Source organism: Methylomonas subterranea, from assembly GCF_024505185.1.
GTDB classification, from domain to species: domain Bacteria; phylum Pseudomonadota; class Gammaproteobacteria; order Methylococcales; family Methylomonadaceae; genus Methylomonas; species Methylomonas subterranea.
The window spans coordinates 95,056-107,917 of the sequence record NZ_JANIBJ010000009.1 but is presented as its reverse complement, the minus strand read 5'-3'; the positions used below and the strand labels follow the sequence as shown (position 1 = coordinate 107,917).

Here is a 12,862-nt window from a genome sequence, read left to right as displayed (position 1 = left end):
CTATTTTCCTTGAAAATCCGCCGTTTGTCTTGGGATTAGTTTTTATTGTCGCTCCAACGGCGGCGGTTGCCATGCCATGCCGCGTATCGCCGGGGATGTTTTACCCGATTGCGCAAAAAATTTGCTTGCCGACCACTATCTCTGTCGAGCAAAGATTTTTCAAAACCATTTTTATCGAAAAGTCTTGTCAATCTTTCTCGTCGAAATAGGTCAAGCCGACCGATTTAAGTATTACCCGATAACAGCGGTTTTGGGTATTTGCTCGCATTTCTCAGAAGCGCTCTTTGCCTTCTAATTTCACCTGTCTCAATAACGCATCTGTTCGAATTTAGGCGTAATCAATCACTGCATTTTAAAAACGGAGCATCATGGAAACCTATTATGAGCAATTTGACATCGTTTCGGTATTCGAAGATTTCTGTCTGATCGACCCCGAGTCGTATCAGCGCAAATACCGGACTGCTGACGGTCAACCCTTGGCGGCTGGCTATTACGTCGTCAACTGGCCGGAGCACATTAGTAGCCGGCGTTTTGACGAACAAGCATCGTTCAATGGCCCCCACCTCTCTCGGCACGACGCACAGTCGGCAGGTACCCGAATGCTCTTATCGAAGAAAACGCCAACCGCCATGACGCCGCACCTTCCGCTAGTCACATCCAGGCCACGGGGCTAACTCTGTTGACCGGCGCGCAATTGCCCCGACATCATCTAGACAGGACCATTCAACATGCACGATAACCCTGAAAACGATCCGCGAATGCAATTCGAGCAATGCCTGAAACAATTGAACACACTCGAACAGGCCTACAGCGACAGTCAGGCCCAGCTGCAAAACGCCCAACATCAAATCAAAACCTTGGAAGAACATAATCTAAGCTACAAACTGCGCTTGAAAAAACTCACCAAACGCTACTTGCAGACACGCTTCTTCGCCGATCACGACCCGCTTACCGGCCTGTCGAACCGGCGCGTCTTCGAAGATCGCCTCCGCCTCGCCATCCTCCAGTCGGCCCGTCACGGCAAACCCTTGGCCTTGCTATTCATCGACCTGGATAAGTTCAAACACGTCAACGACAATCTCGGCCATCAGGTTGGCGACGAACTGCTGCAGCAAGTGGCAGATCGTCTCATTGGCTGCATTCGACGGGGGGACACTGCCTGTCGTTACGGCGGCGATGAATTCATCGTCATGCTGCCGGAGCTCAACAACGAAGACAGCGCCGATATCGTCATCGAAAAAATTCGCGGCGAACTGTGCAAGCCGTTCAGGATAGGCGATCAATTCATCGTACTGACGGTCAGTATCGGCATGGCCACTTATCAGGCCGATGACCGCAATCCCAACGATTTGATCCACCAGGCCGATGTTGCGATGTACCAGGCCAAACACCGCAACCGGCAAAATCTGAGTTTCGACCCTTTTACGCGATGAATCAGCCCGGTTTTTGTTGCGCGAAGGCTTGCAGACAGTCGTTGACCCACGCCATCAATCGATCGGCATCCAGCGGCTTGGTGAAGACGGTCGTGTTGGTCAGCATTCCGCCCAGGGTTTGCGCGGCAACCGTATCGCCGGTAATGATCGCTGCCGGCAGGTCGCCAACGATGGCTCGAATACGCTGCAGGGTTTCAATGCCGTTCCAGCCCGACAACTGGTAATCCGTGACGACCAGCTGCGGCCGCATGCCTTCGGCGACAACGCTCAACGCCTCTTCGCCCGATAGCGTGTAATGACCGATGATGCCGTGGGCTTCGAACAGCAATTTTGCGGCTTTGCTGATGGCGGGATCGTCGTCGATGAACAGGATTTGCAACGGTGATTGAAGGCTGATGGCGGTGTTCCGCGCGACGTCTTGTGCTTGCCGCACCGTGGTCTTGCCGAGCGGCACATCGACGGAAAAAACCGAACCGTTGCCGGGAATCGATTCCACATGCAAGGTAACGCCCAGAATGTCGGCGATATGCTTGGTAATCGCCAGCCCCAGGCCCAAGCCTTTGTTGTGATCCCGCTCCGAATTGTTGATCTGATAGTAGGCTTCGAAAATGCGTCCCAATTGGTCGGACGCGATGCCAATGCCGGTATCGGTGACCGAGATACGCGCCATCGTGGTACCGCATGTCGATTCGACGGTGACTTTGCCTTGCTCCGTATAGCGAATGGCGTTGCAGGTAAAGTTGCCGACGATGCGCTCGAGCAGGGCCGGATCGCTATGGATGACGCAATCATCGCCGTCTGCTTCCAGAACCAGGCCCTTGGCCGCGGCTTGCGGACCGAAAGTCGTCACGACGCGGTCGATTAAGGCTCTCACCCGGACATCGCGTCTGCTTGGCGCGATGCTTTCGCTTTCGATGCGCGATAAATCCAGCAAGGCATCGAGAATGCCGCCCATCACCGCCAGCGAATCGTTCATGCTGTGGCAGATGTGCCGGCAATCGTCGGCTTTCACTTTTTTCGACAATACCGATAAATAGAGCCCGGCCGATTGCAAGGGTTGGCGCAAGTCGTGGCTGGCGGCATTCAAAAACCGGGTTTTGAAGGCATTGGCTTTTTCAGCGGAGATGCGTGCCTCGTCCAATTGCCGCGTGCGAGTGTCGACAGTCAGCTCCAGTTGTTGTTTGATCGTCAACAGCTCGGCCTCCGTGTGTTTCAGCGGCGTGATATCCGATACGATCGTCAGCAGTTTCTCCGACCTACTATGGTCGGTAGGCAGCAACGACAAATACTTACTGACCCAGAGCACCTCGGCGGATTTGGAGATATTGCGAATTTCGATTTGCAGGAACGGCAGTTCGCCAGCGAACAGCTTTTCAACGTTGTCCAGCATCAGCTTGGCGTCATCCGGGTACAAAACGTGGCTCAGCCCTAACTGGCAAATCTCGTCGCGACTGTAACCGAGCATGTGGCAGAAGGCGCCGTTGCCATCGATAAAGCGCCCCGATTTGTCGCAAATCGCAATCCCGACCAGCGCGTTATCGAAGATGCGCCGAAAATAGGTTTCGCTGTCGCGCACCTTGATTTCCGCGCGGCAGCGATCGATGAAACTGGCTGCCTGTTGCGCATAAATATCCAGCATGCTGAGTTCGAAGGCATCGAACGAATGCGGCGAACGAAAATGCGTGGAAATAATGCCGATGGCCGAACCGTTATGCGAAAACAATGGCGTGCTTTGCATGGCGCAAAAACCGGCTTGGCGGGCGTTGGCGCGAAACGGCGCAAACGCCACATCGCGCTCGACGTTCTCGATGATGTAGCGTTTGCCTTGACTCAAAGCCAATTCGCACGCCGACGGCGTGGACGGCGTCACGTGTTGAAAGCCATCGAGCAAACGCTGAGTAAAGCCGTGCTGGGCAACGATTGTCAAATCGCCCGCCGCCGTTAGTAACTGAACATTGCCGAAATCGGCCTGCAACATGTTGACGGTGGCCATCAGCATTTCGTAAAGGCCTTCCTCCAGATTGTTCATTTGCCAGAGGCGGAAACAGGCGGCGTTGAGTTGATCCATCGCGTGGCCTTCGCGTTTCAGGTCGTGGATGTCGGTGCTGGTCATCAACCAATGGTCACGCAGCGCTTCGCCCTGTTCGAGCAGAACGCCCCGAACCTGCCACCAACGAAAGGCGCCGTCGGCTTGGCGCAGACGGCATTCCAGCGTAAAGTGCGCTTGTCGTCGATTGGCGTCGTCCCAAGCCGCAATGACGCTCTCCAGATCGGCCGGGTGGACGTTGACGTACCAGGCGCTGACCGAGTCTTGCGGTTTAAGGGGGCCACGGTATTCCAGCCAACGCTGATTGGCATATTCCATGACACCGTCGGGGCGGGCCAGCCAAGCCATCTGCGGCATGTTTTCGATCAAGCTGCGGAACATGGCTTCGCTGGACGCCAACTTTCGAAAGCTGTCCCGCAGATGCTGTTCGGTTTCTCTGAGTTGGTTAATGTCAAGCACCACGGCTATCAGTTGTGCCGATTCGCTCACTCCCTCCGACAGCAGGGAACCGTATTTGCGTACACAAATCGCGTCACCGGTTTTGGTCACATAGCGATTTTCAATGACGAAATAAGGACAGTCGCCTTCGATCAATCGCCGAACTTGATCCAGATTGTCTTGCAAATCATCCGGGTGAATCAAATCGCTGAACCTCAAGTGCGTGAGTTCCTGCAATGTATAGCCGGTGAGTGCGACATACGCGGCGTTACAGTACTGAAAGGTGCCATCGATATCCGTAATGGCAATGCCGGCGACGGCGTTGTCGAAGATGCGGCGAAATTGGGTTTCGCTGCGTCGCTGTTTGAGTTCGCCTTGCTTGCGCGCCGTGACGATGTCGGCAAACAGGATTAAACCGCCGATCTCGCCATGACCGGCATACCATGGGCACATCTTCCAGGTAATCCAATGGTTTCGCCCGTTCAGCGCCACCCGTTCGGCCTCGTCGGATTGCAGTGTTTCTCCAGCCAGACAACGTTGATGACCCTCGCGCCAATGATCCGGAAGATCGGGGAATACGTCGTAGTGGCTAAGGCCAATGAGATTGCGCTGGCCCAAATCGTAGTCGTCTATCCAGCGCTGACTGACCGTCAGATAACGCATGTTGCGGTCAAACATGGCAATCGCGGCGGGCGTATGGCGCAGAAACAACTTGAAAAGCTCGGCATGGATCAACGCCTGTTCGGCCATTTTTGCGTGGCTGACATCTCGCACCGAGCAAATGACCATCATGCCCAATTCGGTTTCAACCGGGCTCAAACCGATGTCGACCGGGAACTCGCTGCCATCTTTGCGCCGGGCGAACAATACCAAGTCCCCGTCCATCAAACGCACGGTGGGGTTTTGCATATAGCGCTGACGCTTTTGCTGATGCGACTCGCGAAAACGTTCCGGCACCAGCAGATCGATATCCAGTCCCTGTAATTCGTCGGTGGTGTAACCGAAAAGGCTTTTGACTTGCCGATTGGCGAAACGGATGGCGTGTTGTTGATCGATCAGCAGCGTGGCATCCGGCAGCGCATCAATGAAGGCCTGAAAGGGTGCCAGGGCTAAAAAGGGCTGAGACATTGCCGGAGCCGCCTCCTATCGGTGGTAAGACAGTCGTTATTTAGTCGGACGACGACGTAGACGCGGTATTCCGACGATCGCGATCGGCCTCTCCCGAGTCCCACAACAGGGACTGCGCGTCCAGCATATTTTTTGCGCCGGTTTTTTGCAACAAACTGCTTTTGTGTTTTTCCACGGTGCGGAAACTGATATTGAGCTGGCGGGCGATTTCCTTGGCCGAATACCCGCGGGCCGACAACTGCATGATTTCCCGTTCGCGATGCGTCAGGCCTTCGACGCGCAAGCGCGCCTCGTGTCGACGCCTGGCGTTTTCTTGCATCGATTGACTTTTTGCCAAAGCCGATTGCACGACGGGCAACAAGCGTTCGGCGCTGATGGGTTTGATCAGATAATCCTCGGCGCCCGACTTCATGGCCGCGACGCTGGTTGGAATTTCGCCATGCCCGGTCAGAAATACCAGCGGCAAGACTATATGCCGGCTGATCAAGTGCTGCTGCAAATCCAAACCGTTCATCCCCGGCAGGTACATGTCGACGATCGCGCAAGCTCGGCACGAGGGTAAGTCGGCTTCCAGAAAGGCTTCGGCGCTGTCGAACGTGGCCACCGGCAGCCCTTCGTTTTCCAGCACCATCGCCAACGATTTACGCACCGTGATATCGTCGTCAACGATATAGATCATGTTTGAGTGTTCCTTTCTATTGTCAGTCATTGTGTACAGTGTATCAGCAGAGAAAAACCAGCGCCTATGAGTGTTTACGCTTATAGCCCGCGCAATAAGTGTGTGGTGAGTTAGACGCGGACATGGCATGTATCATAAGGGGTTTGATCGCTCGGGTATATCGAGGTGGATATGCGATTTGAGAAGCGCCGTTCATTCTTTAAATAATCCGCTCATTCAATAATACAATATGGTGGAGTAAATAATTAGGTATATTTAGTTACGTAACATTGCTTAGGTATTTTTTCTAATATAAATTGGTCTTCTAAAAGATTATTTTAATTACGCTTATCGGCATTATTTCTAATTTAAAGATTATAAAGATAGGCGATTTTTAACCAACTTTAATTGAGGACTAACAATGAAATCGAAATTATTGATAATGAGCGCAAGCCTGATTGGTCTACTCTGCATCAATCCAGCCGCCCAGGCGGCTTGGTCCTGGACCGGCACGTTAAGTGATTGGTTTTCGGCGCCGGTGACCGATGGCGACAACGATATGCAATTTACATTAACCAGTTGGAGTAACGATTTGAACCCCAGCAATGTTGATGTGACGCTGGAAGAAACCGAAATCGCCAATACCGACTATTATCTGGTGGGTTTTGATTTTTCGCGGATCGAAGGATACTCCGGAAGTGCTGGATTCATCTCCTATGTGCTGGATGTTATAAGCGGTAACGAGCAAATCACCAGCGCTCGTTTGGATAGTGTCGTCCAGGGCGGTATCGGCGAAGTCGTCAACAAGACCCTTATCGATAATGCGACGGGCCTGGATTTTTTGACACTGAGCAGTCTCAATGGCGTACCGGATCCATTGGCGGGCCATGTCGATTTCGCGGGAAGAACATCGATCACGGTTGCGGATGCCTTCTCCGCAAACGGCGGGATCATCAGTCACATCGACAATGAATTCAATATGACGATACCCGAGCCCATGTCATTCAGTTTGCTCGGTTTGGGTTTTGGTCTGATGAGCCTGTTTCGCCGCAAGGAACAAGCTGTCGGTGCCTGATACGTTTTATACAAATGTCGTAAATGAATATAGTGAAGCCTAACCAAGCAATAGGTTGGGCTTCATTGCAGCAATACAGTTTTCAGTAGGTAAGACTCAAATATCAAATCCCATCGGAATGCGCAACATCAGACTGATGCTGGGTGAATCTCCGGTGGCGCCTATACCCAACGACACGTTATAGGTGGTCTTTGGCGAGGCTCGGAACGAAAAACCGATGAGTAACTGGCCGATATCCAGAGCGCTGCCGTTAATGGTTTCGCCATTGGCGGTCGAATTAAATAAATGTTTATGGGAATAACCAATACTGAACGACGATTTTTCATTCAATGAAAATCCCATGCCGAAGCTCAAACTGATGCCGTCGCCCGCATCATAGGTTCCCCCAAAATTGCCGGCATTAGTTTCGACATTATAAATGTAACCGATATTGCCGTAGAAAACGCCGGGGTCTGTCGGATACAGCAGCGTGATGCTTGGTTGAAAACTGAAATAACCCACGCCTGTTGGTTGTTCGGTCGGAAACGTAAGATATGGAATGTTTTGCACCGTCGATGCTCGGTAATCGATATCGAAGGGGCTCGTACCGGTGGGTACCGTCGCGACGATGTTGCCAATCAGAATGGGCCAGCCGTCTTCGCCATCGCTCAACTGGTAACGAATATCAAACTCCAAATCGCCGATACCGCTGCCACTCGATGTGAAGGTTTCGTCGGCATAACTGGGACTGAGATCCACGGGCCGGGCGCGCTGCGCGTCCGAGCGATACACGAACGGTGCCCGAAATTCCACCTCCCATCGGTCGGTGATGCCATAACGCGCGGCGAGACTACCTATCATGGTGTGGCGCTTGACCTGACGAATGTCGATCAAACCAATCGCCAGGGCCGGAAGGAAGGTATAGGCATCCAGAAAAACCCGGTAGTTATCGGTATAGGTGTATTGCAGCGACGGCTCGAAAACCAGGCGGCCTTTCGGCGTCAATACGCCGCCTACCGTCGAACTGAGCCGGGGCAGTTCCGGCGGCTTGGGTTTCTCCGAATAATCGGCGGGTGCCTGACCGACCGGCTTTGCCGGTAGCGAGTCGCTTGAACGTGGTGTTTGCGCAGCTTCAGTTCCGCTGTGAGCATTGCCCGAATCCGCGCTCGGCCTTCTGGCAGGCTGTGGTGCTTGCTCTGACATGGCATCCAGCCGCGATTTCATTTGCTCGATGATCTTATTCTGCTCGGTGATGATTTGTCGCTGATTATCGAACTCCTTTTTTTGCTCGGCCACCAATTTTTTATACTCTTCGACCAAATCGGCCGTGGTTTGCGGCTCAGCGCCAAACCCTGCAGGCGAAAATAACAGAAGGCCCGCAAATAACAACGGCATATCGCAAGCCTCTATCGGATGATGATTTTTTTTATATTGCATCGAGTTTGCCTTTACGATAATTGGACAATTTAATAAATGACGGACACGACGATTTGAATCGCCTCGATGTCAACAAAGCAATTTTTCGATTTTGGATAATTAAAAATCAAAGATTGGGTATGACCACGTGATTAACTATCATGCCACCCCGATTACTTGCCATGCCCTGCAAGTGACTCAATTCGACGTTGACGACTCTGACGCTTTGAATCAACTGGTTATCCAAGGTATTTTGAATAACATCGCTGAGTGCCGGCAGATTCAAATTAGCGCCGTAATTATCGCTGCCGTTTCTTACCCAATTAAAATTATCCGGCAGGCTGATATTGGATGACAGCGTTTCGACGCCGTTTATACTGACAGACCTCAGCACGCTGATTTCCAAGTTCATACCATTGGGCAGAACGAAACCACCCCGCATCGCATTCAATTCATCGTCTGAAACCGGTACCCAGTGGTCGAGTTCCTCTTGATCGATGCGTTCAATGGCATATACGCCGCTGATATGAAGACAACTACTGAATAAGCACAAAATCATCAAGCGGCGATGATTTGTCAAGACTGGACGGGATGTAAAATCGCTCATGATATTAACCTCATACGGTGATCAGAAATCCCAACGCCCGGGCTGCAGTAAGTTAAAGGCGGATAAATGCTCGCGATTGACCACGCTTTCAATCGGTGCTTTTGGCTGCAAAGCCCATTCGTTCGCGTCCTGGAAGTGATTGTCGGCATTCAATGCTTTGTCGTTGATCAAGAACAAGATTCGGTTTTCCCGCATGGCCTCGAAATCCTTTCTCGACATTCGTTTCAGACCGACTGCGGGATCGCCGACTAGAACTTCATAAGCACTGACCCCCTTGATAATGACGAAATGCAAATAGCCGTTATTATTGATAATAGTAATGGCGGGGGCGTTTATTTTTAATAAGTTATCAAGATCGATTTTATAACCATTGGCGATATAACCCTGCCTAGCCAGATACAGTTTCATATCGAGTAATGAAAATCCTTCCCTTTGTATTTTTTGTTTATCACCATTTTGATACATATCGACAAACACAGCCTGCTCGTCTACCGGGTGGTCATAATGAAATGTCAGTAAACTCGCCAGCGTAGCCGAACCGCAACTAAAATCGTATTTTTGTTTATAAATGGTTTTAAAACGCCGCTCCGCAAAACTAGTTACCCGAATTGTGTAATTCCCGCCACCGGCAACACCATTCAAATAAACTGAATCAGCCTTGACCGCGATGACGGCAGATGTGAAAGAAATAAAGATTGCGAAAATAAATGGCTTCATGATGTATCAAGGCATGACGGTTACGTTATATACCGTTGAATCTTGAATAATCACGTTGTTCCCACTGTTTTGAATAATCGAGAACATGCCGCTGGCGCCGTTAAACGATCCGCCATCGATGGAATTGATGCCACTGATAGTATTTGTTGCGGAATTGCCTTCCAAAACCGCAATGGCCGTCGATTTACTCAGTATGAAGGGATCGACGCCGCCTTTTCCTCGTTCGCTATCCAATTCCTCCAGCGATACGGCATTTGTCTGATCGAGAAAATCCGCACCGGTATTTTCCGCATTGACCATTGAATTAGAAAACAGGCCGGCCGCCAAGATAAACCATGCACTTATCATAGAAATTTTCATGGTTAGCTCCGTTGGGATGTTGATTTTAAGGAGCCGACGAACACACGGTTCGCCGGCATACCGTCATCAGGGTTTGTTCAACTTACGGTGCGACTGGATTGGTTTGAGTCACATTGACATTGCCTTGGAAAGAGACTTGTTGTTGCGCCAAAGCGCCTTGTCCGGAGTTTTGTACGGACTGGTTCAACCCGGCAAAGTTGTTGAATGACCCGGAGATTGAGTTATTCACTGGTACCGCAATGCCATTTAACGGCAATGTTTCACCGGCCCCGGCGCCGGTCACGCTGCCGGCCAAATAAGAGTTATTGACTTGAGGAGCGCCGCCGGCGGAGTTGATCACCGGCGATGCGTCACCTTCCGATTTCAATTCGATCTGCGTTTCGGTGTAGGTAGAGTTAGCCGAACCCGCATTCGATGTGGCCGAACCGTCGCCTTTGGACATGGCGTGATTGTTGTTGGATGTGGCCGTTCCGTCGCGACCCACCGCCACAGCCTGATCTTTTGCCTTGGCACTGCTGGTGGTGCTGCTATCGGCGTTATTGCTGTCCTTGGTGATGGTTTTGGTATTGGTGTTGTTAGATGTCGCCGTTCCATCCCGACCGACTGAGGCGGCTTGATCGGAGGCTTTTGCCTTGCTGTCGTTGTTGGTGCTGCTGTCTGTGTTATTGCTGTCCTTGGCAATCGTTTTGGTATTGCCGCTGTTGCTGGAATCGGTGGTGGACGCCGTTCCACTGCCATTAACCGCCGCTGCGCGGTCATCGGATTTCACCTTGCCTTCCGCGCTCAAGCTGTTATCGGTTTTGGTGATGGTTTTGGTGTCGGTGTTGTTACTGTCTTTGGTTAGCGTGTTTCCACTATGACTGCTGTCAGTATTGCCGCTGTTGCTGCTGTCGGTTTTGCTGATGGTTTTGGTGTTTGCAGTGCTTGCGGAGCCGCTACCGTTGACAGATGCGCCCTGGTCGCTGGCTTTCGATTTGCCGTCGGCCGCGATGCTGCTGTCTGTTTTGGATACCGTTTTGGTATCGGTGTTGTTACTGTTTTTTGTAGAGGTGTTACCGCTGTTGCTGCTGTCGGTTTTGGTCGACGTGTTCGCTGTGCTGGCCGAACCGCTACCGTTGACGGAAGAGCCTTGATCGCTGGCTTTCGATTTGCCGTCGGCCGCGATGCTGCTGTCTGTTTTGGATACCGTTTTGGTATCGGTGTTGTTACTGTTTTTTGTAGAGGTGTTACCGCTGTTGCTGCTATCGGTTTCGCTGATGGTTTTGGTCGACGTGTTCGCTGTGCTGGCCGAACCGCTACCGTTGACGGAAGAGCCTTGATCGCTGGCTTTTGATTTGCCATCGGCCGCGATGCTGCTATCGGTTTTCGTAACTGTTTTACTGTCGGTATTATTGCTGTCTTTTGTCAGCGTATTTCCGCTTTTACTGCTATCGGTTTTTGTAACCGTGGATGTGTCTGTCACCGCGCCAATCATGGATGTGCCGCCACCGCTGATAGACGAATTACCGGCACCTTTAGCCGTGACGTCCGGTGATATACCGTCTTCCGCCCATGCGCCGGAGGTGGAACCCAAGGCCAGGAAAATTCCGGTCGCTAATAATGTTTTTTTAAATTGTTTCATTTTCTTGACTCCAAAAGATAATTTCAATGATTTCATTAGATATTCTAATGAGAGTGGAACAAATGATTAATTACATAACTAACCAACCGCTGCCACGACTATAGTATTCTTCAATTGCTACTCAATTTTCCATAAAACAAAACTCAAAAGTAAATCAAATTCCAGTTTCAACTACGGTCCATGAAAAGCCGGTACGGCAGACGCGAAAAAGCCGGATGCCTGAATCATTCAATGGTGCAGACTTCCGACTTTAACAGAGGGAAATAATACTTGGATATAACTCTAGGAAAGAATAAGGAGCTAATTTAAGAATGACCGATTGCCGGCTCAATTTTTTAGCGCTTTTAAAAAATCAGGACAACACTTGGCTTGAATCGGTAAAATCCGGCAATGGAATATTTAACTTGTAACCAAAGCCTTTTATGTTCATCAGCCATTTCGGGTTGTTCGGATCCTTCTCAATCTTCTTTCGTAAAAGATGCATGTATTGATATAGATCGGATTTGGTTGCGCGATTATTTTCCGGCCAGATATGATTCAATATTTCGTCGGCGGTATAAATACGATTCAGATCCGATGATAATAGCTCGAGCAATTCGTATTCCTTCGGCGTCAGATCGATTTTGTTTCCTTTCAGATAAACGCAACGGTTGTTATGGTCGATCTTGAAATCCTGCTTGGTCAAGAACCGATCTATCTCGTGAGCGACGAACTGCGGGGCAGGCATGAGGGCGCGGGGGTTGATTGGACTACGCCCCCGTCTGTCATTCTGCCGGGAGCGCCGCTCGCCGTGGCGGCGTTCCTCAATATCCAGACTGCCGAGCGCGAAATATCGTTTAATCAAGGCGTCGATATCAATAACATCGAAGGGATCGTTGAGTATTTCATGAAACCACTCGGGTTTTATAAACGACTGGTTATGCTTGCTTTTGTTTAAACCAATAAATACGACTTCACTGTTTATCTTATTGGTATTTACAAATAGACTGGTTAGCGGCTTTGTGAAACCGTCGAATAAACCAATCGAAAAAAACACCATATCAGGCTTTTTTCTCTGCAATTCGGCCAGATGGGATAAGTTGTCATGCGATGCGAGTATATGAATATTATTGGCAAAGCAATAGCCTTTCAATAGTCCTGTAATGTATTCATCATTACTCAAAATAGCAATATTATTTAATTTATTCATTTTGAATATCGATTGAGGTTTTAAAGCAACAAAAACCGGGCGTGTGTTTGCTATCCTAGCCCGTTAAAATAAAAAACCAAAAATACAGAATATTAGTAAAAATGATAAACCGGTTGCGCGGGTACGAAAAAACAAGCCTCTTAAAATGTACCATTCCGAATTGACGTGGATGTTTTAATATATTAACTGGGGTC

11 protein-coding genes are annotated in these 12,862 nt (G+C 50.3%); 3 read left to right on the top strand and 8 right to left on the bottom strand.

Going from position 1 to position 12,862, the window contains the following annotated elements; genetic code table 11:
• Positions 1-368: 368 nt before the first annotated feature.
• Entirely contained in the window at positions 369-674 is a 306-nt protein-coding gene (locus NP590_RS06575) for a hypothetical protein (RefSeq protein WP_256601503.1), read from the top strand.
• A 54-nt stretch (positions 675-728) separates the two neighbouring features.
• A complete protein-coding gene (locus tag NP590_RS06570; RefSeq protein WP_256601502.1) occupies positions 729-1,433 on the top strand; it encodes a GGDEF domain-containing protein in 705 nt (234 codons plus the stop codon).
• Position 1,434: 1 nt separating this feature from the next.
• Here the strand turns inward: NP590_RS06570 and NP590_RS06565 are convergent, their stop codons facing one another.
• Together NP590_RS06565 and NP590_RS06560 are read right to left on the bottom strand one after the other, a co-directional pair.
• Positions 1,435-5,046, bottom strand: a complete 3,612-nt coding sequence (locus NP590_RS06565; protein ID WP_256601501.1) for a PAS domain S-box protein — start codon at positions 5,044-5,046, stop codon at positions 1,435-1,437.
• Positions 5,047-5,086: 40 nt separating this feature from the next.
• The gene (locus NP590_RS06560; protein WP_256601500.1) at positions 5,087-5,725 is read right to left on the bottom strand and encodes a response regulator transcription factor; all 639 of its coding nucleotides are present in this window, start codon (positions 5,723-5,725) and stop codon (positions 5,087-5,089) included.
• A gap of 400 nt (positions 5,726-6,125) precedes the next feature.
• Here NP590_RS06560 and NP590_RS06555 point away from each other — a divergent pair, with 400 nt between their 5' ends.
• Positions 6,126-6,779 (top strand): PEP-CTERM sorting domain-containing protein, encoded by a 654-nt coding sequence (locus tag NP590_RS06555; RefSeq protein WP_256601499.1) that lies wholly within the window; start codon positions 6,126-6,128, stop codon positions 6,777-6,779.
• Positions 6,780-6,875: 96 nt separating this feature from the next.
• Here the strand turns inward: NP590_RS06555 and NP590_RS06550 are convergent, their stop codons facing one another.
• The 6 genes from NP590_RS06550 to NP590_RS06525 all read right to left on the bottom strand — a co-directional run bounded on the left by NP590_RS06550 (position 6,876) and on the right by NP590_RS06525 (position 12,668).
• Positions 6,876-8,195, bottom strand: coding sequence for a transporter (locus NP590_RS06550; protein WP_256601498.1), 1,320 nt, complete (start codon positions 8,193-8,195; stop codon positions 6,876-6,878).
• Between the two features lie 106 nt (positions 8,196-8,301).
• Positions 8,302-8,781 carry a hypothetical protein gene (locus NP590_RS06545; RefSeq protein ID WP_256601497.1) on the bottom strand — a complete coding sequence of 160 codons (480 nt, stop codon included), beginning with the start codon at positions 8,779-8,781 and terminating at the stop codon, positions 8,302-8,304.
• A 21-nt stretch (positions 8,782-8,802) separates the two neighbouring features.
• Positions 8,803-9,498 carry a C39 family peptidase gene (locus tag NP590_RS06540; protein WP_256601496.1) on the bottom strand — a complete coding sequence of 232 codons (696 nt, stop codon included), beginning with the start codon at positions 9,496-9,498 and terminating at the stop codon, positions 8,803-8,805.
• 6 nt (positions 9,499-9,504) lie between these two features.
• The gene (locus NP590_RS06535; protein ID WP_256601495.1) at positions 9,505-9,858 is read right to left on the bottom strand and encodes a hypothetical protein; all 354 of its coding nucleotides are present in this window, start codon (positions 9,856-9,858) and stop codon (positions 9,505-9,507) included.
• An 82-nt stretch (positions 9,859-9,940) separates the two neighbouring features.
• On the bottom strand, positions 9,941-11,479 hold the full coding sequence (locus NP590_RS06530) for a hypothetical protein (RefSeq protein WP_256601494.1): 1,539 nt from the start codon (positions 11,477-11,479) through the stop codon (positions 9,941-9,943).
• Between the two features lie 352 nt (positions 11,480-11,831).
• Positions 11,832-12,668 (bottom strand): winged helix-turn-helix domain-containing protein, encoded by an 837-nt coding sequence (locus NP590_RS06525; RefSeq protein ID WP_256601493.1) that lies wholly within the window; start codon positions 12,666-12,668, stop codon positions 11,832-11,834.
• Between the last annotated feature and the right edge of the window lie 194 nt (positions 12,669-12,862).